The sequence below is a fragment of the Bremerella sp. JC817 genome (assembly GCF_040718835.1).
Classification (GTDB): Bacteria; Planctomycetota; Planctomycetia; order Pirellulales; family Pirellulaceae; genus Bremerella.
The window spans coordinates 852,063-875,374 of record NZ_JBFEFG010000281.1 but is presented as its reverse complement, the minus strand read 5'-3'; the positions used below and the strand labels follow the sequence as shown (position 1 = coordinate 875,374).

Here is a 23,312-nt window from a genome sequence, read left to right as displayed (position 1 = left end):
ATTTCATCAAAAAGGCTACCGCCATGACGATTCGCAAGTCTCGCCGCGAGTTCCTGGAAGATTCCATGTTTGCCGCCGCCGCGGCCGCTGCTTTCGCGGCTCCGACTTCGCTGCTGGCCGCAGAAGAAAAGCAAAGCAAAAGCCCCAACGAAAAGCTGCATGTTGCGGTGATCGGTTTGAATGGCCGCGGTAACGCCCACATCGGTGGCTTCACCAATCGCGACGACGTGATCATTACCCACCTGTGCGATGTCGACTCGAAGTTCCACGAAAGCAAAGTCGAAGGTGTCGCCAAGCGTCAGGATGGTCACAAGCCAAAGTTTGAGACCGACCTTCGCCGCGTACTGGATGACCCATCGGTCGATATCGTCAGCATCGCGACCCCAAACCATCAGCACTCGCTCCAGGCCATTTGGGCATTGCAGGCCGGCAAAGACGTCTACGTCGAAAAGCCAGTCAGTCACAACGTCAGCGAAGGCCGTCGCGCTGTCGAAGCGGCACGCAAGTACAACCGTATCTGCCAGGCCGGTACCCAAAGCCGCTCGAACCCCGGCATGATCGAAGCGATCGAGTTCGTTCACAGCGGCAAGATCGGCGACGTGAAGGTTGCTCGTGGTCTGTGCTACAAGCCTCGTAAGAGCATCGGTCCGAAGGGCGTTTATCAGCCGCCAAAGACCGTGGACTACAGCCTGTGGCTTGGCCCAGCACAGATGCAGGAAGTAACCCGTCCTCAGTTCCACTACGACTGGCATTGGCAGATGCCTTTCGGCAACGGTGACTTGGGCAACCAAGGTATCCATCAGATGGACCTGGCTCGCTGGGGCTTGAACGTCAACGAACTGAGCAAGGCGGTGATCAGCTACGGCGGTCGCTTCGGTTACGAAGATGCCGGCACCACGCCCAACACCCAGGTCGTCGTTCACGACTACGGCGACAAGTCGCTGGTCTTCGAAGTGCGTGGCCTGGTCTACGACAAGAAGTTGAAGGAAAGCTCGGTCAGCTACAAGGGCTCGAAGATCGGCGTGATCTTTGAAGGTACCGATGGCTATGTTGTCATGACCACCTACCACTCCGGTTCGGCCTTCGACAAAGATGGCAACAAGATCCGCGACTTCAACGGTGGTGGCGACCAGAACCACTACAACAACTTCGTGGAAGCCGTTCGTAGCCGCGACGTTGACCACCTCAACGGCGACATCCTGGAAGGTCACCTCTCGAGTGCTCTGTGCCATACCGGGCTCATCTCGTACCAGATGGGTGAACAGGTTTCTCCAGAAGAATGCCTGGAACGGATGGAAGACATCAAGACGACCGAAAACGTTCGTGCGACCATGGAACGTGTCCAGGATCACCTCCGCGACAACGGTGTCGACATCGTGAAAGAAGGTGTCACGCTCGGCCCGATGCTGCCATTCGATCCGAAGACCGAAACCTTCGTCGACAACAAGGAAGCCGACGGTTATCTGACTCGCAACTACCGCAAGGGCTTCGAAGTTCCAGCGGAAGGCAAAGTCTAAGCCGACTTGCCCATTTCAAATCAGAGAACGCCAGGTGCATGTCGCCTGGCGTTTTCTGTTTCTTGGCAAGGGGAGCCGTGCGGACCATCCCTAATCGAAGAATCGTCGCGCGATATAATGGCGGGCATGAACTCGCCTGTGACGCCACCATTTGAAGTCTTATACGAAAAAGGTCCCTGCATCTGCGTGCTGAAGCAGGCCGGGTTGCTCACGCAAGCGCCCCCCGGAATCGACAACCTGGAACTTCAGGTGCGCGAGTTCTGCAAGCGGCGTGACGGTAAGACCGGCAAAATCTACCTGGCGATCATCCATCGGCTTGATCGCCCCGTTTCGGGAGCGATTGTGTTTTGCCGCAATGTGCGGGCAGCCCAGCGACTCTCGGCCCAATTTCGCGAGCGAAGTGTACGAAAGACATATTGGGCGATCGTCGAAGGTGTCGTGCCGGAAGATTCGGGGGAGTGGACCGATCACGTTCGTAAGATCCCCGATGTCGCCCAAGGCGAAGTGGTCGCGGCTGGCAGCGACGATGCCCGGCCGGCGGAGCTTTCGTTCGAGGTGCTAGCGCGGACTTCGACGCATTCCCTGCTGGAGATCGAGCTGGGAACCGGTCGATACCATCAAATCCGCCTGCAATGTGCTTCCCGGCAGTTTCCCATTCTCGGCGATTCGCTGTATGGTGCTCAGCAGGCCTTTGGCCCGATCGTCGAAGATCCGCGGCAGCAGCATATTGCCTTGCACGCTCGGCGGCTGCAATTCCGGCACCCGATGGTTGAAGAACAGGTCGATGTCGTGGCACCATTGTCATCGGCATGGTTAGAAAACGAAGCCTGGCAGGAACTGGCTCGTCAAAGCAGTAGGGAGATTCAACCATGATTCGCAGGTATCGTGTCGGCTGGCTATTCACCATCAGTGGAGCGCCCATCCAAGACGCCACGGTTTCCGTCGAAGATGGCAGGATCGTCGCGATCGAAGAAAATGGAATCTGGCCCGATGCGGTCGACCTGCGTTCGTGGGCGATTATGCCGGCGCTGGTAAATGCCCACACCCATCTCGAGTTCAGCAATCTTGAAGCTCCGCTCGGTACCGAAGCGATGCCTTTTCCGCAGTGGATTACGGAAGTGGTTCGTTATCGTCAGGGTTTTGGCGAAGATCTGGCGGTCGAACGGGCTCATGCAATTCGCAACGGCTTACAGCAGTCGGCAAGTTTCGGCGTGGGTGTCGTGGGCGAGATCGCCACGCTTCCGCTGTTGGAAGCATCGTACGATCGATCCCAGGTTCACGTGGTCTCGATGCTGGAAGTTCTCGGGCTCGATCCGGAACGGGCGGCCGAAAGGATCGTCCAGGCCGAGACCCATGCAGGGTATCCTTGGTCCAGCAAGTTGGTGACGCCAGGGATCAGTCCCCATGCTCCGTACACGGTGCAGATGGAAATTGTCGATCAGTGTGCGAAGCTTTCACAAAAGCATCAGTTGCCGCTGGCGATGCACCTGGGCGAGTCGCTGGAAGAGCTAGAGCTTCTCGAAAAAGGGACCGGGCCATTTCGAGTGATGCTCGAAAACATGGGACTGTTCCAAGCGGAAGACTTCCCAGGCGGTCGGAAGGTCTCGGATTACATCCAGCATCTGACCTCGGCCTATCGGGCCTTGATTGTGCATGGCAATTATCTGGCGGAAGCGAGTTACGAGGTCTTGCAGCAGTTTCCCGATAAGCTGACCGTCTGCTATTGCCCGCGAACGCACGCTTATTTCCATCATCCGAAGCATCCAATCGAAGAGATGTTAGGGCAGGGGATTCGCGTCGTGCTGGGGACCGATTCGCGGGCATCGAGCCCTGATTTAAATCTGTGGGCGGAAGTTCAGCACGTCCATCACACGTTCCCCGATATTCCGGCCGAGCAGCTCTTGACGATGGTTACGCGGGATGCCGCGTACGCGTTAGGTCTGGAAGAACGCTACGGCACGATCGAACCGGGCTATCAGGCTCGCGTTGCTGCGTTTGCCGTGGGAAGCGATTGTCCCGACGTGCTGACCACTATGTTGGCTGGCCAGCCAAGACTTTGGGACCTGGAGGCCGGGCTAGACAATCTCGACCTTGCCACTGCCTGAGGTGACTTTGCCGATCTCGAAGACATCGCAGCCACCTTCGTCCAGCATCTTTTGAACGCTGGCCGCATAGTAGCTGCTGACGATCACCACCAGGCCGATACCCATGTTGAAGACGCGTCCCATTTCGGCGTCTTCGATTTCGCCCAGTTCCTGCAGCCACGGGAAGACTGGCAGCTGGGGCCAGCTTCCCTTTTTGATCTCGACGTCGACATTCTTCGGCAGAATACGCTCGAGGTTCTCTTGCAGGCCACCCCCCGTGATGTGGGCGATGCCATGCACGACATTCTTGATCTTATAGTGCGCCAAGACCTGGCGAACCGGACGAACGTAGACCTTGGTTGGCGTCAGCAAGGTTTCGCCCACGGTGCCACCAAGGGCTTCGATATGGTCGTCCAACTGGAGGCCGGCGATATCGAAGACCACTTTCCGGACCAGGCTGAATCCATTGGAATGGACGCCGCTGGACGAGATACCAAGCACCACGTCGCCATCGGCAATCGCTTTGCCGTCGATCAGATTCTTACGGTCGGCAACCCCGACACAGAAGCCAGCCATGTCGTAGTCCCCCACTTTGTACAAGTCGGGCATGATGGCTGTTTCGCCACCGATCAACGCACAGTCGCTGTCGATACAGCCGTTGGTGATCCCGGTGACCAATTGTTCGAGCAGTTCTGGATCGTCTTTGCCCATGGCAACGTAATCCAGAAAGAAGAGGGGTTCGGCCCCGCAGCAGATGGCATCGTTGACGCACATGGCGACCAGGTCGATCCCCACGGTGTCGTGTTTGCCGCTATCGATCGCCAGCTTGATCTTGGTACCGACACCATCCGTGCAAGAGATCAGAACAGGGTCTTCGTACTTGCGGGCGAACAGGGCGTTATCGAAGTCAAGCTTGAACAGCCCGGCAAAGCCGCCATCCAACTGCATAACCCGAGGCGAGAAGGTTCGTTTCACCAATCGCGGCAGTCGGGACATCGATTCTGCGTATACGTCTAAATCGACGCCGGCATCTTTGTAGGTGGCTTTTGCCATTAGTTATTTCTATGGGGGCAAGGGTGTGCGACCAGAGAGCCCGATTTTCGAACCCACCGCCGATATTGTCAACGCACCGCAGAATGGCTGACGGAGGACAACTTCGTGAAAATTGCGGAAATTCTTTCGGGGGGAGGGCTCGCCAACGGAATAGGCACCACTGCCGATCGGCCTAGCACGTATTTGGGGGGCCCAGGTTCTATTACTGGGGTCGGAATGATTAAAATGAAACGGCAAAATCGGCGAAATGGGAAATTTGCTCCTAGGCGGCGCGTCGCACACTCCCCCAATGGCCCGACGATTGCAACAGACTCGGGCGACCCAGGGCATTCCCTGGTGAGGGCACGAGGATTGGTCCCTCAGGCAGGAACATCCCGGGTTCATTCGGTTGAACCGGCAAACTCTCCGCAGGACCTACTCCTTAGCCCTAAGCTATTATTTCGCCAGATGATGCATCACGCGTATTGAAGTCAAAAATTTGGATTTAGGAGGGGAGTCTTACCCGGTCTTCTGCGAAATGGGTGGTAGTGTTCTAGCACACGCATTCATCGAGACCTTTGGAGGTTAGATCGGGATAGTCGCCTATGCTTATGGTTCATCCGCATCCGGAGCTGCAATTTAGTCACGTGCTTCCTTATGGAGCAATCCTGCACGAACGCGGCGTTCGGTTTGTTGTATTCAGCCGTTCCGCCACGGCGATGCGACTCCTACTTTATAAAAACGTCGACGATCGCGAGCCAAGCGAAATCATCGACTTCGATCGCGAAACCGATCGTTGGGGAGACATCTGGAGTATTTTTATTCCAGGGCTCTCGGCTGGACAGCTTTATCACTTCCAAGCCGAAGGACCGTACAACCCTGACGAAGGTATGCTGTTCGACGGTCGCGCACGGTTGATCGATCCTTACGCCAAAGCTTTGGCCGGGACGTTCCAACCATCGGACGACGGTATCATCCGTCCGCCCAAGTGCGTTGTCGTGGATGAAAGCTTCAACTGGGAAGGGGACCGCCATCTCAAGCGGGACCTCAGTGAGTCGATCATCTACGAAATGCACGTGAAAGGTTTCACGGCACACGAGTCGAGCGACGTGAAGAACCCAGGCACCTACCTGGGGGTGATTGAAAAAATTCCGTACCTGAAGTCCCTCGGGGTGACCGCGGTCGAGCTGATGCCGATCCACGAGTTCCCGATCATGGACATGGTCACGGGCAAAACGCCGACGCGAGGCAACTATTGGGGTTACGACTCCATGGCCTTCTTCGCGCCGCACCGTGGATACGCCGCCAGCAAAACGCCTGGTGGTCAGGTCCGCGAATTCAAAGAGATGGTCAAGGCCTTGCACCAGGCCGGCATCGAAGTGATTCTCGACGTGGTTTACAACCACACCTGTGAAGGGAACGAGAAGGGACCGATCCTCAGCTTCAAGGGGCTCGAGAACCAGGTCTATTACATGTTGGCCAACGGCGGCCGCGAGTATAAGAACTACTCCGGTTGCGGTAACACGGTCAACGGTAACCACCCGATCGTTCGCGAGATGATCTTTAACAGCCTGCGTCACTGGGTGCATAACTACCACGTCGACGGTTTCCGTTTCGACCTGGCATCGATCTTGAGTCGCGATCGCAACGGCAACCTGGTGGCCAATCCGCCGCTGGTCGAAGCGATTGCTGAAGACCCGATGCTGGCCGATACGAAGATCATCGCCGAAGCTTGGGACGCCGCCGGTGCGTACCAGGTCGGATCGTTCGCCAACTTGCGTTGGGCAGAATGGAACGGCCGGTACCGCGACGACATCCGTAGCTTCTGGAAGGGTGAACCATTCAAGCTGGGGGCCTTGGCAACTCGCTTGGCCGGTTCGAGCGACCTTTACCAGGCGGGTGGTCGTCAGCCATACCACAGCATTAACTTCATCACGTCGCACGACGGCTTCCCGATGAACGACCTGGTCTCGTACAACCACAAGCACAACGAGGCCAACGGCGAAGGGAACCGCGACGGTGACAACCACAACCTGAGTTACAACTACGGTGTGGAAGGTCCGACCAAGCGGGCCAGCACGGAAAAGATCCGCAACCAGCAGATCAAGAATATGTTCTGCACGTTGCTGATGTCGCAGGGCGTTCCGATGATCCTGATGGGTGACGAAGTTCGTCGTACGCAGCACGGCAATAACAATGCCTACTGCCAGGACAACGAAATTTCGTGGCTCGACTGGAAGTTGGTGAAGAAGAACGACGAAATGCGTCGCTTCGTCCGAGCCTTGATCGCCTTCCGTCGCGACCAGCCAACCGTCCGCCAGAAGCACTTCCTCGGTGGTTTCCCCACCGGTCGACGTGGTCTGTTCGACGTGAACTGGTACAACAATCTCGGCACCGCCGTCGATTGGGACAGTGGCGACTCGATGCTGACCTGTTTGTTTGCAGCACCAAGCAAGGATACCGACCCAGAGCAATTCGGTCGCGACGTCCTGTTGCTGATGAACGGTAGTGCTTCGCCGCAGCAGTTCATTCTGCCGCCAGTTGCCAAGGGAACGAGCTGGCGAATGTTTGTCGACACGGCAGCAACCTCGCCAAGCGACGTTTACCCAGACCTCAATGGGCCACGCCCACCCGCTTCGGGCAAGTTCGTCATGCCAGAACGAAGCGTGCGAATCTACGTTGCCTCCCGGTAACGATTCGCGACCCCCTCGGGAAAACCTTAAAATGGCGGCTTGGAAACGAGCTGCCATTTTTTTATGGAGTGATCGTCATGGGTCTTCGCCTAGTTGCCTTGATGCTGGTCTGCCATCTGGGGCTGACCGCCATTGCCCATGGTCAAACGCTGCGAAAGGTGCAGATTGCAGAGAACGGCCAAGACTTTGCACTTGCCGGAACCGATCAGTCCTTCTTCGTCTGGGGCGTCAACTATGATCACGATGGCGACGGCCGGCTGATCGAAGACTACTGGGATGCCCAGTGGTCGACCGTGGAAGAAGACTTCGCCGAAATTAAATCGCTCGGCGCCAACGTCGTCCGGGTGCATCTGCAGTTGGGCAAATTCATGACCACGGCTGACCAGCCGAACGAAGCGAACCTTCGTAAGCTAGTCCAGTTGGCCGAATTGGCTGAAAAGACCGGGCTGTATCTTAATCTCACGGGCCTCGGGTGTTACCACAAAGCGGACATTCCGGCCTGGTATGACGGGCTACCGTTAGAGCAGCGTTGGCAGGTGCAATCCAACTTCTGGAAAGCAATCGCTCATGCATGTCGCGATCAGCCGGCAGTTTTCTGCTACGACTTGATGAACGAACCGGTTGTCAGTGGCGGCGGCCCCAGCGATGAGTGGCTGGTAGGGGAAGCGTTGGGCGGCAAGTATTTCGTCCAGCGAATTGCCCGGGCCGGCGATCTCAACGGACGAAGCAACCAGGAAATCGCCGCCGCGTGGGTGCAGAAGCTGACGGAAGCCATCCGTTCGGAAGATTCCCAAACGCTGATCACGATCGGCGTGATTCCGTGGGCCCATGTTTGGCCCAACGCGAAGCCGCTGTTCTATAGCGAGCCGGTCTCGAAGCACCTCGACTTCGCCAGCGTTCACTTCTATCCCGTTGCGGGGGAAGTCGACAAGGCGATCACCGCCTTGAAGATTTACGACATTGGCAAACCACTGGTAATCGAAGAGTTCTTTCCCTTGAAGTGCTCGCTGGAAGAAGCGAAAGACTTCATCGACAAGGCCAGGCCCGTGAGTGATGGCCTGACCAGTTTCTATTGGGGAAAGACGATCGAAGAAAATCAATCGTCGGGCGAGATCTCAGGAGCGATCGTCGCGAAATGGCTTGAAACCTATCGGGAGTTGACTTCTGGGCAGACACCATGAATGCCAAAACACTCGCCTGAATCGTTGGTCGTTCTAAAATGGACGTCTTAAACCTTTTTCAACGTCATGAGAACTTCGAGAGGTAGGACGTTCATGAGTCGATCGAAGGCAATCGTTCAATTCTCGTTAGTAGAATTTCTCGTGGTCGTTTCCGTGGGATTTGTCGTCCTGGGCTCGATTTGGTCCCCCTCGCCAGGGGATCAAATTCTGCTGACTTGCGTTTGGGTTGCTTTGATGGGTATGACAGCGCTGGTCTGGATTGTCGATGGTGAAAGAAAGTCTTTCCTGATTGGATTTTTGGTTTTCGCGTATGGCTACGTGGCAACGACCTTGCTCTTTTCTTTGCTGGCCAGTCAGATGGACATTGGACCTCGACTCCCTTCGCAGTTGGTTTGGGACAAAGTCTACGAAGGAATCGTCCGGTACGAGTATTTCGTCGAGGGAAAACTGGTGGACCCTGCGTCTGGGCCTACCGTTGATCGGGTTGGCCGAGTTTTCGATCGTCATGGTAATAAATTGGGAATGCTCGGCTCACAAGCCAGTTTATTTAGTAGTACGATAGTAACACGTGTGGCTTATCCCAATTGGCAAACGTTTCATGTGGCTGGGCACACCCTGTGGCTGCTCTTGTTGGGATATTTCGGAGGCAAATTTGCGGTTGCTGGTTTTCGGATGCAAGAAAACAGAAAGGGGAAAGAGACCTCCGTCGAGCAGCCTCTTTCCCCCTGATGCGATTTAGCAAGCGAAAATCGCTTCGCAATTATCTGGGTGCCTATTTATTTTCCGCCCAAGTCTTTCTTCAGCAGATCCAACAGCAGCGTCCACGACTTTTCGTCGGCCGCCTTGTTGTACTGCATGCCTGGGTTGCCATGCTTGCCGGCGTCTTCGACGGTGAAGCTATGCACGGCGCCTGGGAAGTTGACGAAGTTCAACGAGACGTTCGCATCCTTTAGCTTGCCCTGGAAAGCTTCGATCGATTCCTGCGAAATGAAGCTGTCGTCGGCTCCGTTGCAGACCAGCACATCCGCTTTGATCGCCTTGGCTTGTTCTTCCGTTGGCGTCGGCAAGGCAGCATGGAAAGTGGCGATCGCATCGAGATCGGCACCGGTGTAGCCAAGTTGCAGTGCGGTTGAACCACCGAAGCAGTAGCCAATGGCGGCGAGCTTCTTCGGATTGCACTGCGGCTGAGCCTTCAGAATGTCGAGCGCGACGACGGCACGCTTTTGCCACTCGTCGACGTTGGCACGCACCTTACCGGCCATCGCACCAGCGTCTTTCGGATGCTCGACGAACTGGCCGTCGCCATACATGTCGGCCGCGAATGCCACGTAGCCCTGTTCGGCCAGCATCCGGGTTCGCTCTTTGGCGTATTCGTTCAGGCCCCACCATTCATGAAAGACCACGATGCCAGGTCGTGGACCTTCCACCGAGTCGTCGTAGGCGAGGTAGCCGTCGAAGGTCTTGTCGCCAACGCGGTATTCGATGGTCTTCGTTTTCACTTCCGCCTGGGCCAGGGAAACCGTGAACAGCAACATGGCCAGCGAGGTAGCGATCGCACGCATAGCAGAATTCTCCAGGTCTAAGGGTTTGAAAATCGAGACCGCGAATCCCTGCGGTGCGTAGTTAATTGTTCGCACAACAATTAACGGGAATCAATATCCCACAAGATGCCGGTACGCACGGCGGCGGCATACAAGTCGAGGTGATATGAGGGCGACGCAAGCGGGGCAACGGAACTAACACCTAATGCTCGAAAACCCTGGTTTTACCGAGGATTTGCCATGGTTGTTGTGCGGTTTCGATCTTGGTTTTCCGCCGGCAAATTCCTTGACCCTCAGTGTCAAATGAAATACACACGAATAATCAATAAATGCTTTGTCGACCTGCGAAGCACCCTTTTCACCCCCATCCTGCTCCCTTCGATCTCGCCGCTTTTCCATTCATCTCATCCTGGAATACGAGAGTGCGATTATGTCCGGACCTTCCCGCCGAAGCATGCGCCGGCTGGCATTTACGCTGGTCGAATTGCTGGTCGTGATTGCCATCATTGGCGTCTTAATTGCCTTGCTCTTGCCGGCCGTGCAGCAGGCTCGCGAATCAGCTCGACGGATGCAGTGCTCGAATCGTATGAAGCAGGTCGGGCTGGCGATGCACAACTATCACGACAGTTTCGGAGCCTTCCCCGCTCAGCAGATGCAAGTTCTGCCGAGTCGCCCCAGTGGCTTCGTCGCGCTGCTTCCTTATATCGAACAATACGCCGTTTACGAACGAGCCAAGTCAGCGAGCACGCCCTTTGGCACTGCCGACTGGAACCCTGCCGAGCAGAACACGTCGATCTCTGAACTGTTCTGCCCGTCCGATCCTTACCTCGGCTCGCGGGCCGGCGTGAATGGACGGAAGCCGCGGAGTTATCACTTCTGCGTTGGCGACAGTATCCGCAACAACCACACGACCACCTCGTCGAAGCGAGGGATGTTTGCTCCCGAGGTGAACATGGCGTTCCGTGATCTGGTGGATGGGGCGAGCAACACGCTCGCCTTAAGCGAAGTGGTGGTCGGGCCGAACTCGGTAACGCGAACGATGAAAGGGAACGTCGCCGTGACGCCGGGCATCAACGCCAGTCCTTCGAGCCCGGCTGACTGCTGGGCGGCTCGAGGCGTGAATGGTCAGATCGACGCGGCGGTTTCGGTCACGGCCGAATCGTATGTCCATCGAGCTCCAGGCAGTCGCTGGGCTGAGGGTCGTGTCTTCTTCACGGGATTCAGTACTGTGCTTCCACCGAATTCACCTCGCTGTTCGGTCGCCGATACCGACGGTAGCTGGGGCATCTGGACCCCCAGCAGTTTTCATCCCGGCGGCGTGGTTTGCGGTCGAGCCGATGGTTCGACGCAGTTCATCGCAGAAACGATCGATGCTGGCGATCCGACGTCAACGGAAGTGACCACAGGACGCAGCCCTTACGGAGTTTGGGGTGCTCTTGGTTCGATCAACGGCGGCGAAACGGTAACCCTTCCTTAAACTTCCCACCGACAAGAAGTCCTTATCATGTATCGAATGATTCCGCTGGCGATGCTGCTGGCGACCATAGTCAGCGGCTGCGCATCTTCGGACGATCCGAATCTGCCCAAGCGAGTCCCGACCAAAGTCATCGTGAAATACCAAGGTCAGCCCGTCGAACGGGCCACCGTGATCTTTGGCGATGCCGAGATTCGCGGGGCGGTCGGCAATACCGACAAGAACGGCGAGATCCAACTTTGGACCTACCAGCCAGGCGATGGCGTGATCCCAGGGACCTACAGCGTTGCGATTCGCAAACTGGAAGTGATGTCCGTACCAGATCCGGAGACGGTCAGTCCGGAAGAGTACTCGCGGAGAGTCAACGCGATGAATCGTTCATTGAGCCAAGGCCCAACGCACTTGCTGCCGAAGAAATACAGCAAGGCAGAAACCAGCGAACTCACCGCCGAAGTGGTCGACGGCGGTGAGAACGTGTTTACTTTCGAGCTGGAAGACTAGCCAGCGTCGCGACTACTTCTTCAGTTCGTCGAGCCGTAAAACCCGGATCGCCAGGTCTTCCAACTGCTTGCGATCGACCGTGCTCGGAGCGTCGGTCATCAAGTCGGCAGCACGCTGCGTCTTGGGGAACGCGATGCAGTCGCGAATGTTGTCCAGGTGACCAAACAGCATCACCCAGCGGTCGATACCCAAAGCGATACCGCCGTGCGGAGGAGCACCAAACTGAAGCGCTTCCAGCAGGAAGCCGAAACGTTCTTTGGCGTCTTCTTCGCTCATCCCCAGCAGGCCGAACACCTTTTGCTGGGTGACGTTGTCGTGGATACGAATCGTTCCACCACCTGCTTCGCTGCCGTTGATCACCAGGTCGTAGGCCAGGGCACGGCACTTGCCCGGATCGCTGTCGAGCAGTTCGAGGTCTTGCGGACGTGGAGCGGTGAAAGGATGATGCATGGCAACCCAGCGACCTTCCTCTTCGTCGTAGTCGAACATCGGGAACTCGACGATCCAGCTGAAGTGCATCGCTTCGGGATCGTACAACTTCAGTTCGGCACCCAGCTTCTTACGCAGGCCGTACAAAGCCTTGCAGGTCACCTCGAACTTGTCGGCCACGATCAGGATCAAGTCGCCCGGCTCGGCCGAGAAACGTTCCTTGAACTTCGCCAGCAGCTCTGGCGTGAAGTTCTTGGCGATCGGCGAGGCCAGCGTGCCGTCCGCTTCGACCTTGAACCAGGCAAGCCCCTTGGCACCGAAGTCGTCTTGAACCATCGAGGTCATGTCGTCGATCAAGCGACGCGAGTACTGATCGGCAGCACCCTTGGCACAAATACCACGGACACGATTGCCAGCGTCAGCCACCGCCTTGAAGACGCGGAACTCGGCTTCAGCAGCCAGGTCGGTCGCATCGACGATTTCCAGACCAAATCGCAGGTCGGGGGCGTCGTGACCGAAGCGTTCCATGGCTTCGTCATAGGTCATGCGTGGCAGCGGACCGCTGACTTCGATGTCCAGAACTTCCTTGGCGACCTTCTCGACCAGGCCATCGATGATACCGATGACGTCGTCCATTTCGCAGAACGCCATTTCCAAGTCGAGCTGAGTGAACTCGGGCTGACGGTCGGCTCGCAGGTCTTCGTCGCGGAAACAGCGGGCGACCTGAACATAGCGGTCGTAACCAGCCATCATCAGGATCTGCTTGTAAAGCTGTGGCGACTGAGGCAATGCGTAGAACTCGCCATGGTGCACACGGCTTGGCACCAGGTAATCGCGTGCACCTTCCGGAGTGCTACGGCCGAGGATCGGCGTTTCGACATCGATGAACTTGTGTTCTTCGAAGTAGTCCCGCATCAGCTTGATGATCTTGCTACGCAGCAACAGCGTCTGCTGCATTTGCTGACGACGCAGGTCGAGATAGCGATGCTTCAAGCGAAGGTCTTCGCCGGGCATGTCGAGCTGGCTGGGGAAGAACGGTGGCGTCTTGCACTTGTTCAAGATGGTCAGCTTTTCGACCTTCAGTTCGATCTCGCCGGTCGACAGCTTCGGGTTCACCGTGCCATCAGGACGTGGTTCGATCTTGCCGATGACCTGGATCACGTCTTCGTTGCGGAGCGAGCGAGAGAGCGTCTGCGTTTCGGCCCCACTGTCGCTGCTGAACACCAACTGCGTCTTGCCGTAGCGGTCGCGAAGATCGACGAACAACCCGCCGCCATGGTCGCGGTAGGTATCGACCCACCCGGCCAGGGTGACTGTTTGGCCGACGTCGGATTTGCGTAATTCGCCGCAAGTGTGTGTGCGATACAAGGTTCTGTTCCTCGCAGATGGTAGGACAGCGTCAAAAAGTGAAGGGGAAATCGAGTATTTTAGACCGCCGAAGGCGTAGTGCCTAGATTGGGCTCAGACCCGGTCTGAATTCGATCGGGCCGGGTATCTAATCTGGCAAAACGTAACGATTCTCCGGACCGCCTTTTCTCCGGTCTCTGGTTCGGGTATACCGGCGCTCATGAGTGAACTCCTTGAAATCCCCGAAGTGGTCGGCCTTCTATCACGTTCCGACGTGATTCGTATCCCTCCCGATCAGGACGTCCCGCTGACGCCGCGGGTTCGCCACCTAGTCGATACGGCCGAATTTCGCCGCCTGGTGCATATCAGCCAGTTGGGTTTGGTGTCGCTCGTTTTCCCGGCTGCCCATCACAGTCGGTTCGAGCACAGCCTGGGAGTTTACCGGACGATGCTGCTTTATTTGCAGCGTCTGGCCCACGTCCCGGCATTCACCGAAGTGATCGAGGTGAAAGATGCCGAGTTGATGATCGTGGCGGCGTTGCTGCACGATCTGGGGCATTGGCCCTTCTGCCATCCGATCGAAGACATGCGTCTGGCGGGGGTGCCGCAGCACGAACTATTCGCCAACAGCTTTCTGCTGGAAGGGGAAATCGCCGATTGCCTACGCGACGACTGGGGAATCAACCCGCGAGACGTGGTCAGCTTCTTATCCGAGAAAGGACGCACCAGCAAAATGAAGCTGATGCAAAGCGTCATCTCGGGGCCGATCGATGTCGATAAGCTCGATTACCTGCAACGCGATAGTCTGCACGCCGGAGTGCCTTATGGTCGTAACTTCGACCAGCAGCGTTTGATCGCCAGTTTGTGCGTCAGCGAGGCAGGCGACAAGCTCGCGCTGACCGGCAAGGGGCACACCGCCGCCGAGATGATGGTGTTTGCCCGCTATGTGATGTTCAGCGAAGTCTATTGGCATCATGCCGTGCGCAGTGCGACCGCGATGCTGCAGCGAGCGTTCTTCATGCTGCGGCCTCAATTGGAACTCGACTCGCTGTTTCGTTTGACCGAACGTCCGATGATCGAGGCAATGCTGGAAGCGGCTGGCAACGGGCCGGCCCGCGATTTGATGGATGGCTTGTTCGGACCGATGCGGCGGCTCTATAAGCGGTTCTTCGAGTACTCGCAGTTCGACCATCCAGAACTGTTTCATCAGATCGCCCACCAGCCATACGACTGGTTGGTACAGTTGAGCGATCAGTTCGCGACCGCTTTGTCGCGGCATCTGTCGCGGCGCGTCGCTCCGCACGAGATCTTGATCGACGCACCGCCGGTCAAGTTAGAAGTGCAATTCAACATCGACGTCCTCGACCAGAAGTCAGGCAAGTATCGAAGCCTGGGCGACGTTTCGCCGATGGTCGAAACGCTGGCCAAGCGGCAGTTTGACGACTTCGTGAAGAAGGTGCGGATCTTCGTCCATCCCCGTCTGGAAGAGTCGATCCAGAGCGACACTTCCATCGAGTCGTTGTTCATCGAGACCGTTCGCAGCATGTTCCCGGAGTCGGGCTAAGCTACTTCTTGGAAGTCAGCTCGAAACTGTGCTCGGTCTCAGTCGTGCTGACTTCGATCGCCAGTTCGGTGTTGCGGTTGTAGCGAGGCGGGATCGCTTCGACGGCGACATCTTCGACCGCACTGTCTTTGGTGTTGTAGGTCTTTTTCTGACCGACGACCTTTTCAGCATGGATCTTCACCGCTTTGCTACCGGCGGTGGTCTTCAGCGAATACTCGCCGTTGATGATGTCGCCCCCTTCGACACCGCCGCGTCCGTCGGTGGCTTCGAGGGTGATCTTTCCTTTTTCGAGCGGCTGATTGTCGAGCGTGACTTTGCCCTGGACCGGAATCAGATCGGTCCGCCCGCCGCCACAGCCAACGGTGGCCAGCAAGACGAAAGCAAGGCCCAGCGAGAGTGCCAGATGGCGTTGAGTCTTCATGGTTCTACCTGCATTTAAGCGAAACCGCGCGTCCTACGATGGATGGAGAAATGCGACGAGAAAACCAGCTGGTCATTACGGCAGCGGCAAGGTTTCTTTCCCGTTCATCGAACCAGCAGCTCGCCAGACGTCGAGCGCGATCGTTTCCGCAATGAAGTGAACCGAACCATCCGCCATCAACGTTTGTACGCCACCAGGGTGCAGGCTGCGTGCGGCGTGGTGCTCGTTACCGCCAATGCAAGGCAGTCCGATCTCTGGCTTATCGAGACACCACGACGACGACATGCCATCGGCGGCCGAAGAGTTCGGCGTCAGCACGGTCATGAACCCGCCCCCTGCGGCGTCGTCGTTGATCGAGTCCCCCCGGTGGTCGGCGGCGGAATCTTCAGGGTGGGCACGCAGTTCGGCCATTAGCATCGTGTTGCTAAGACCATCGGTGAAACCGGAGAAGTCGCTTGTGCGAGGCTTTTCTCCTAAGGCACCACTGGCGCCATCGAACCCGAATGGAGCCTTCAAACCTTCGATCCCGGTCGGGCTGCCATGCGGAATGGTGACGTTCCCATAGTTCACGGCGTAATGAACGCGGCAGCGCCAGTAGGCGTCGGAAGTGTTCATCCGACCGCCATTCATGCTGGGGCAATAGTACATGTCGACCGGCTTGGCGGTGACGCCGTCGAACGTGTTCTGGATGATATTCGGAGAGTTATAAAACGCTGCGTTGTAATCGTAAGCTTCCGCCAGATTGTTCTGTTCGATGTAGGGCCACAGACTGACAACCCACGTGTGCCGTTTGCCGTTACTGTCGTTGGTCGCACCAAACGGCAGCACATTAATCGTGTCGTGATAGTTGTGCATGGCGATGCCCCACTGCTTCAAATTATTGGTGCAGGTCATGCGTCGGGCCGACTCACGGGCCTGTTGCACGGCGGGCAAAAGCAAGGCAATCAAGACGCCAATAATGGCGATCACCACAAGCAACTCAACCAACGTGAAACCTCGCCGAACCATGGCATAACTCCTTGCAACGGCAGAAAAGAGGAGGGGATCAAAGGAAGAGAGGATCTACCGATCGCTGCGGATGAGAATCTGGAAAGTTAAAAATGATAAGAAAAAATACTTTCATATTTGCATGGTAGCGAGTTGCCAGGAGCCATGCAAGAATAACCTCCGCAATCCGCGTATTTACGGCGCATCGCCGCTGCTGAGTTGATTAGGAGGAAACGGCGGCTTGCTGGTAGCGAGCCAGATACCAGCCATCGCCGAGCGAGATTGCCCGTTGAAGATGGTGCGGTTCCTGCAAACCGCCAATAAACGACGCAGGGGCATCGTCGGTCGGGTGCCATTCGAGCCAAACACCACGCTCGTTGCCGGAAAGCTGGAAGCGAATGGCTCCGCTGGGGCTCTTTTCGACACTGCTGAAGGTCGGGCCATCGTCCGCGATCGGAGGCGTAGTCAGCAATAGAAGCGTCATTGGCTTGTCGGCTGGGTACGCCATAAACGGCCCAAGCTCTTCCCGGTCGCCATCCTGACTGGGCCAATCTTGCCGCAGCGATTCGACAATCGGCTCGAACGCCGCGATATGAGTATCGATCCGCAGACGGCGGCCAGTCCAAACCATCTCTTCCCAGTTGCTGACCAAAGCCAGCCAGCAGCAAGTAAGCGACAAAACGACCATCATCGAGGCTAGGGTTCGGTAGCCACGGCTTCCGGCTACCATGCCCAGCGCCATCACGACGAAGCTGATGATCGATAACGTGACGATCGTGGCCAGCACGACCACTTTGCTACGGACGAGCAGCCAATTTGCGGTATCGTCCTGGGCGGCGACGTCGGATGTCAGACCGAGGTCGAATTCCAACTGATTCCAGGTCGCGGTGACACGAGCATCGTAGATGATCCATCCCGCCAGCGAGATCAACACGGCGGCGTTCAGCAGCCAGATTATTAACGGATGTCGCCCCACATGCAGAAGATTCAGCCAGGTTCGCTGAGCTGAAGTCCGATCTTCGTCAGCAGAAGTCGGTGGCGATGGAGTAGGGGCGTGCATTCCAGAAATCCAAATCCGCCAGGCCGACCGGAGCGAGCCCGGTCGGCCGCACGGAGATTTGACTTACTTCGCGTCGGCAGCGGGAGCGGCGGCGACGTCGGCATCGCAGTACGACAACGCCATCAAGGCGAAGGCGGTTGCGAGGTTTTTATCGTCTTCAAACCAACGACGATTTTCGTTGGCCCATGAACCATCTTCGTTCTGACGCTTAGCCAACTCGAAGATCAGGTCTTCCCGCCAGTTGTGCTTGTTTCCTTCGGCATCGGTCACTTCGGCGATGCCAGCGGTACCAAGCCCAGCCGCGAAGGTGTGATAGTAGTAGAACAAGCCAGCGCTACCCATGCCTGGGTTTTCTTCGACGCTATAGTTCTTGCTGGCCCATTCCGACGCGGCTTTGACGCGAGGGTCGTCCTTGGTCAGGCCTGCGTAGATCATGCTCTTCAGACCGGCGTAGGTCATCGAACCATAGCTACGGATGCCACCGTTTTCGGTGTAGCGTTCTGGCGAAGTCGATGGATCGATCTTTTCGCGTGGGATCTCGTAGATGAAACCACCATCGTTCACCTTGTCAGCGAATTCGGTCGTGTTGAACTTGCTTTCCAGGTTCTGGCAGCGGGAAACAAACACGAGTGCTCGTTGAATCGCTTCGTCGTCCGCTTCGCTACCGGTGTCGATCAGGGCTTCGATCAGGAACCCGGTGTTCGACAGGTCAGGGCGACCAGCACCACCGTAGCCAACGCCGCCGAACCAAACGTCATCCTTGGGGACTTCGCCGTCGCCATACTGCAGACCGGTGACAAAGGCTCGGGCCTTCTTCAAGGTTTCGTTGTAGCGGCCATCCTTGTTGGCTTCTTTGAAGCAGAGCATCGCCACGCAGGTTTCGTAATTGCGAAGGCGCCCATTGCCATAGATACCACCGTCAGGCTTCACGAAGCCTTCAAGGGCCTTCAAGCCTTTGGCCACGACCGGATCGTCGACCGTCTTGCCATTTCGCAGGGCACCGGTGATCGCCAGGGCGGTTAGCCCAGGACCGGCTTTGATGGTGAAGGTACCATCGGCAGCCTGGCCGTTCTTTTCGAGATATTGAATGCCCTTGGTGACAATCTCATCCAGCTTCTTTTGGGCATCGCTCGAAATCGGACTGTCGGCCGCGGTGGCCAACGTCGTAAATGCCAGAAGCAAAATGGGGGAAGTGATCAACAAGGTACGACGGGGGAATTTCACGACGATCTCTCCTCGGATGTTGCCTGCAAACGCGCGTTTAGTTTGCTTGCAAAGGACGTGCCAGCTAGGTTTTGCCACGCAACCATACGTTGAACACCGTAGCCAGGCGAACGTTTTCTCGATGCGGCTTGGGGGGAATGTCGCGCCGGACGACAGGCATGTCGCGACAATCGACAGGGCGGATTGGCTTAATCGATTTCGTCCTTACGACGCGACTGACGTTTGGCGTCTAAAAGTCGATCGAGATAGCCCTTCTCATCCGCGGTGCCCAGCTCCGGCTTCGATGTGGCAGTGGTCGCGGGGGCCCCGTCGGTCGGTGCATCTTCGGTGGTCGTTGCCGATGGCGTTTCGTCGACGACCTGCGATTCGAAGGTGTTGAGCCACTCGCGACTGAGGTTCTCTTTCTTGGCCTTCAAGCGGTTCAGCGATGCGATGACCGGGGCTTCTGGTTGAGGGCGATGCAGGAGCCTCGCCCACAATGAGTTCGCCCAGGCGAATCCCCACAGCACGCGGCGATTGGCAATGTCGACAACAAACAGCGCTGCCGAAGTGACCAGAATCAAAAACCAGATAGGACTTTGACTGCTGGCCTTAGGGAGGTCATGACGGAACGGGGTACTCTCGATGTTAGCCAACTGCTCGGGCGTCATATCCAGATTGAAGACTTCGCCAGGCTTGCCACCGGGCGGCGTCAGTGCGGCGAGACGGCCGAGCATTGGCAAGTTGTCGCTCCGATCGCGGAACTCTTGAGCGTTTTGCACATTGATCCCGATGCGAACCGGCGACTTGCCTGCTTCGGGAGAAACCGCCAGGAAGTGTGGGCCAGCGTTTTCGGCTTCAAATTCCGCCTCGTATCGCCCTGGTGCCACTTGTTGGAAACCAGCAGTGATCATCTCCGACTTCGGGCCAACGCCATTAAGCTGCGGCGAAGCGAAGTTCACGAAGTTTCCGTCGTCGTCCAGGGCGTTCAAGATCAGCTTCACCCGCTGACCGTTGACCTCGGTCGCGACTAAGTAGTTCTTGGCCTGACTCGTGCTTCGCATGCTCCAGCGAATGATTTGCAGCAGCAGTTTGTCGTGACCTTCCCAGCCGGTCCAATTGGTCGTCCAGCGTTGCCCCACGTCCGAGGTCCAGCAGACCGATCGACCAATACCATACTGCCATGTTGCGAGCAGGGCGTTGGTTTGCCCGCCTGGTTCCGGAGCGATGATCGGCACATCGACGAGCGGACTGTCTTTCGGTGTCGTCATCACGTAGCCCGAGAACGCTGGGAGGCTGCCACCGAAGCCCTTCAAGATCTCATGCTGATCGACAATTTCAGCCACCATGCCTTCCGGCTTCTCGAACACGAGCGGCCGAGCCACACGACGGGCCTCTTGCATGAAGATGCGTGGAATCGCCTTGGGGGATGTCACGCGATAGAACTTGCCAGACCCAATACCTGCGACGCGGTTGAGGAGGGCGACGTCGGCGTCGGCACCAACCGCCACGGTAGAAACGGTGATGCCACTCTTGCGGATCTGTTGCGTCAAGTTGCCAAAGTCTGCCGCAGGGGTCTGCCCGTCGGTCAGCACAATCATATGTTTGACGGCGGCTTCGTTGCTTTGCATCTGGCGGAATGCATCTTCCATCGCCGGAAACAAGTTCGTGCCCCCATCGGCTGTCAGGCGACTGATCAGCTGCGTGACGAAAGGACGGTTCTTCGCTTCCTGCAGCGGAACCGTTCGGCTGGTGACCGAGTCGAAGCTGGTCACGCCGATGTAGTCGCGCGGGCCGAGTGCTCGCAAGGCTTCCCGGGCCGCCGCTTTGCACCAATGCAACTTCTCGCCCGACATCGAGCCTGACTTGTCCATCACCAGCATCAACGCGCCGACCGGAACAACCTTGGCATCTTTAATCTGAAAGTCGAGCGGCATCGCTTCTTCGATCGGCGTGTTGGTCCAACCGCCAGCACCGAAGCTGTCGGGGCCGCCCAGCATCACCAGGCCGGCACCCAGGTTACGAGTGTTGTCCGCCAGGATCTGCATCTGGGCATCGCTGAACGCGGTAATCGATTGCGAGTCGCCACTGCTACGGGCGACGTTGCCAAGCACCACGACATCGTAAGGCTGCAAGTCGGTCAGATTTGAGAACAACTGATCACTGGTCTGAATGGTGACCTTCAGGTTGTTGGCCCGCAGCATGTTCGCGAAGTCATCGAACTCGTCAGGACGCGTTGAATCGACAATCAATAGAACCTGACCGGTCGACTCGATGTGGGTGAACGATGTTGCGCGGTTATTTTGCGTAAACCCATCCAGGCCGGCGGCATCCGGAGTGAACTCGGCCTGGTAGGAGTAGAAGCCACCATCAGGAAGTTGGTCCTGGAACGAGAAGACGCGAATGCCAGGGGGCAACTCGATCGCTTGTTCGACGACGACTTGCTCGTTCCCATTGCCCGAGCGAACCACGCGCAGCTTCCCTGGGACAGGCTTCTTTTTCGCTTCGGCGTCCCAGTGATTACCGGGATCGTTGTTCAGAACCACCTGAACTTGGAAGGGAGACTTTTCGCGGCTGGTCGCCGGTGTCGTGATCTTTTCAACCGAAACCTCGGCTCGGGCCTGCTTGGTGACCGGAACCACATCGATCCCGATGCCGGCCTCGCTCAGCGATCGGGCGGCGGCCAAGGCGTCTCCCATCGTTTGCTTGCCGTCGGTCACGATCACGATGCGTTTAGCGGCATCGATCGGGAAGGCGGCTTGCGCCAACTTCAAGGCGGCCTCAAGATTCGTCTGCTGAGGATCGATGCGTGATTCCGACTGCGATCGCAGAAAGAGATCGCTTGACCAAGGTGGGATTTCAATTGCCGCGTCGCCGCCGAAGTTGATCACGCCGACGCGATCGTCCGGGACCGGCTGGCGAAAGTCGTTGGCGGTCGAGCGAACGTAATCGACCACTTCTTCCAAGCGATCTGGCGGAATGCTGAGCGAACGATCGACCAGGTAGATGACCGTCAAACGATCGTTGGTTTGAACCAGTTCGACTTCGGCGAGTGCGCCAATGATCAAAAGGCACAGCAAACTGCGCAGGGCGTTCGAGATCGTCCAGCGGACGCGATTGCCCAGGGAAAGACCATCCCAGGAGATCCACCACATGATCGGTAACAGAGCGAGCAGCACCAGATAGATCGGTCGTTCTACGGAAATCTGGTAATCGATCATGCACTCTCTTTCGGACGAGCTTCTCGCAATGGTTGCCGGCAGCTCTATTCTATGTCAGAACCTTCAGAAAAGACCAGTTTCGGACCACCCGCCGGGCCAAGTTAACCCGGATTGCGTTGCGTCGTATCGAGCCATTAGGGTGGTCTTTTCACGTTTCTCGACGGTAAGCATCTAGACAGATAGGAAACCTTGGATCATGGAACCGCGAATCAGTCTGATTACGTTGGGTGTGCAGGATTTGCCGCGTTCGCTCGCGTTTTATCGCGATGGTCTCGGGTTGCCGACGACTTGGACCGGCGATCGGGGCGTCGTGTTCTTCCAGACCCAAGGAACCAGTTTGGCTTTGTATCCCTTCGACAAGTTAGCTGAAGACGTCGGTGAGGCGTTCGAGGGAAGTACGCCGGTTCGTTTCGGCGGAATTACCTTGGCTCATAACGTTCGGACGAAGGAAGAGGTCGATCAGGTCTTGGCCGCTGCGGAAGCTGCTGGGGCGAAAATTGAAAAGCCGGGGCAAGACACCTTTTGGGGTGGTTACTCCGGCTATTTTTCGGACCTGGACGGCTACCTGTGGGAAGTCGCCTCCGGTGCTTTTGAATTCAACGAAGATGGCAGCCTGCAGATTCCTTAACGGCGGGCACCTTTCTTCATCTCTTCCAATTCAAACTGAAACACGTTGTCGCCAGGTTCGACCGTGGCGGTCAGCGTGGTCTCGGTATTGTACCTGGCTGGCAAGATTTCTTTCTGCCAGCGAGCCTCGCCGGTGGTGGGATCTTCGATGCGGTCTTCGGTCGTGATCGCAACTTGATGGTCCCCCACCAACGCTCCCCATTCACGCCCCATAAATTTCAGCGTGAACTCGCCTGCTTCGTTCGTCTTGCCGTACGAAGGTCGGCCGCTGGAAGGTTGAAAACGAACGGTTGCGTGCGGCAACGGCGTGCCTTGTAGCTGCACCGTGCCGCGGACCTCGCCAAAGTCGAGGTCCGGCTTTCCGCTCGAGCATCCCAACAAAACCACCAGGCTGAAGAGCAGGGGAATGCAAACGCTTTTCATCAACAAT

19 protein-coding genes are annotated in these 23,312 nt (G+C 57.1%); 10 read left to right on the top strand and 9 right to left on the bottom strand.

Annotated elements, in window-relative coordinates:
- The first annotated feature begins 23 nt into the window (after positions 1–23).
- From AB1L30_RS26540 to AB1L30_RS26530, 3 genes are all read left to right on the top strand, one after another.
- Positions 24–1,517: a Gfo/Idh/MocA family oxidoreductase gene (locus tag AB1L30_RS26540; protein WP_367017560.1), complete on the top strand. Its 1,494-nt coding sequence runs from the start codon at positions 24–26 to the stop codon at positions 1,515–1,517.
- Positions 1,518–1,643: 126 nt separating this feature from the next.
- Positions 1,644–2,390 (top strand): RNA pseudouridine synthase, encoded by a 747-nt coding sequence (locus tag AB1L30_RS26535; protein WP_367017559.1) that lies wholly within the window; start codon positions 1,644–1,646, stop codon positions 2,388–2,390.
- Positions 2,387–3,622: an amidohydrolase family protein gene (locus tag AB1L30_RS26530; RefSeq protein ID WP_367017558.1), complete on the top strand. Its 1,236-nt coding sequence runs from the start codon at positions 2,387–2,389 to the stop codon at positions 3,620–3,622. Before AB1L30_RS26535 ends, AB1L30_RS26530 begins: the two co-directional genes overlap by 4 nt.
- On the opposite strand, the gene purM is transcribed toward AB1L30_RS26530, so the two are convergent.
- Positions 3,593–4,654, bottom strand: coding sequence for a phosphoribosylformylglycinamidine cyclo-ligase (purM, locus tag AB1L30_RS26525; protein WP_367017556.1), 1,062 nt, complete (start codon positions 4,652–4,654; stop codon positions 3,593–3,595). The genes AB1L30_RS26530 and purM overlap by 30 nt on opposite strands.
- A gap of 584 nt (positions 4,655–5,238) precedes the next feature.
- Here purM and glgX point away from each other — a divergent pair.
- The 3 genes from glgX to AB1L30_RS26510 all read left to right on the top strand — a co-directional run bounded on the left by glgX (position 5,239) and on the right by AB1L30_RS26510 (position 9,236).
- Positions 5,239–7,326 carry a glycogen debranching protein GlgX gene (gene glgX / locus AB1L30_RS26520; RefSeq protein WP_367017554.1) on the top strand — a complete coding sequence of 696 codons (2,088 nt, stop codon included), beginning with the start codon at positions 5,239–5,241 and terminating at the stop codon, positions 7,324–7,326.
- 77 nt (positions 7,327–7,403) lie between these two features.
- The gene (locus AB1L30_RS26515; RefSeq protein WP_367017552.1) at positions 7,404–8,507 is read left to right on the top strand and encodes a cellulase family glycosylhydrolase; all 1,104 of its coding nucleotides are present in this window, start codon (positions 7,404–7,406) and stop codon (positions 8,505–8,507) included.
- A 93-nt stretch (positions 8,508–8,600) separates the two neighbouring features.
- On the top strand, positions 8,601–9,236 hold the full coding sequence (locus AB1L30_RS26510) for a hypothetical protein (RefSeq protein ID WP_367017550.1): 636 nt from the start codon (positions 8,601–8,603) through the stop codon (positions 9,234–9,236).
- A 47-nt stretch (positions 9,237–9,283) separates the two neighbouring features.
- Here the strand turns inward: AB1L30_RS26510 and AB1L30_RS26505 are convergent, their stop codons facing one another.
- The gene (locus tag AB1L30_RS26505) at positions 9,284–10,069 is read right to left on the bottom strand and encodes a dienelactone hydrolase family protein (protein ID WP_367017548.1); all 786 of its coding nucleotides are present in this window, start codon (positions 10,067–10,069) and stop codon (positions 9,284–9,286) included.
- Between the two features lie 409 nt (positions 10,070–10,478).
- Here AB1L30_RS26505 and AB1L30_RS26500 point away from each other — a divergent pair, with 409 nt between their 5' ends.
- On the top strand, positions 10,479–11,525 hold the full coding sequence (locus AB1L30_RS26500; protein WP_367017546.1) for a DUF1559 domain-containing protein: 1,047 nt from the start codon (positions 10,479–10,481) through the stop codon (positions 11,523–11,525).
- Positions 11,526–11,552: 27 nt separating this feature from the next.
- The gene (locus tag AB1L30_RS26495) at positions 11,553–12,023 is read left to right on the top strand and encodes a hypothetical protein (RefSeq protein ID WP_367017544.1); all 471 of its coding nucleotides are present in this window, start codon (positions 11,553–11,555) and stop codon (positions 12,021–12,023) included.
- A gap of 12 nt (positions 12,024–12,035) precedes the next feature.
- Here the strand turns inward: AB1L30_RS26495 and aspS are convergent, their stop codons facing one another.
- Positions 12,036–13,820 carry an aspartate--tRNA ligase gene (gene aspS / locus AB1L30_RS26490; RefSeq protein WP_345094349.1) on the bottom strand — a complete coding sequence of 595 codons (1,785 nt, stop codon included), beginning with the start codon at positions 13,818–13,820 and terminating at the stop codon, positions 12,036–12,038.
- 199 nt (positions 13,821–14,019) lie between these two features.
- Between aspS and AB1L30_RS26485 the strand changes: the two genes are divergently transcribed.
- Complete coding sequence (locus tag AB1L30_RS26485) at positions 14,020–15,363, top strand: HD domain-containing protein (RefSeq protein ID WP_345094347.1); 1,344 nt, start codon at positions 14,020–14,022, stop codon at positions 15,361–15,363.
- A 1-nt stretch (position 15,364) separates the two neighbouring features.
- Here the strand turns inward: AB1L30_RS26485 and AB1L30_RS26480 are convergent, their stop codons facing one another.
- From AB1L30_RS26480 to AB1L30_RS26460, 5 genes are all read right to left on the bottom strand, one after another.
- Complete coding sequence (locus AB1L30_RS26480) at positions 15,365–15,784, bottom strand: hypothetical protein (protein WP_367017542.1); 420 nt, start codon at positions 15,782–15,784, stop codon at positions 15,365–15,367.
- Positions 15,785–15,859: 75 nt separating this feature from the next.
- Positions 15,860–16,792, bottom strand: coding sequence for a DUF1559 domain-containing protein (locus tag AB1L30_RS26475; protein ID WP_367017541.1), 933 nt, complete (start codon positions 16,790–16,792; stop codon positions 15,860–15,862).
- 202 nt (positions 16,793–16,994) lie between these two features.
- Positions 16,995–17,831: a hypothetical protein gene (locus AB1L30_RS26470; RefSeq protein ID WP_367017539.1), complete on the bottom strand. Its 837-nt coding sequence runs from the start codon at positions 17,829–17,831 to the stop codon at positions 16,995–16,997.
- Positions 17,832–17,894: 63 nt separating this feature from the next.
- Positions 17,895–18,992, bottom strand: a complete 1,098-nt coding sequence (locus AB1L30_RS26465) for a prenyltransferase/squalene oxidase repeat-containing protein (RefSeq protein ID WP_367017896.1) — start codon at positions 18,990–18,992, stop codon at positions 17,895–17,897.
- Between the two features lie 251 nt (positions 18,993–19,243).
- Positions 19,244–22,255: a VWA domain-containing protein gene (locus tag AB1L30_RS26460; RefSeq protein ID WP_367017537.1), complete on the bottom strand. Its 3,012-nt coding sequence runs from the start codon at positions 22,253–22,255 to the stop codon at positions 19,244–19,246.
- 196 nt (positions 22,256–22,451) lie between these two features.
- Between AB1L30_RS26460 and AB1L30_RS26455 the strand changes: the two genes are divergently transcribed.
- Positions 22,452–22,883 carry a VOC family protein gene (locus AB1L30_RS26455; RefSeq protein ID WP_367017535.1) on the top strand — a complete coding sequence of 144 codons (432 nt, stop codon included), beginning with the start codon at positions 22,452–22,454 and terminating at the stop codon, positions 22,881–22,883.
- Here AB1L30_RS26455 and AB1L30_RS26450 read toward each other — a convergent pair.
- Positions 22,880–23,305, bottom strand: coding sequence for a carboxypeptidase regulatory-like domain-containing protein (locus AB1L30_RS26450; RefSeq protein WP_367017533.1), 426 nt, complete (start codon positions 23,303–23,305; stop codon positions 22,880–22,882). The genes AB1L30_RS26455 and AB1L30_RS26450 overlap by 4 nt on opposite strands.
- Positions 23,306–23,312: the final 7 nt, after the last annotated feature.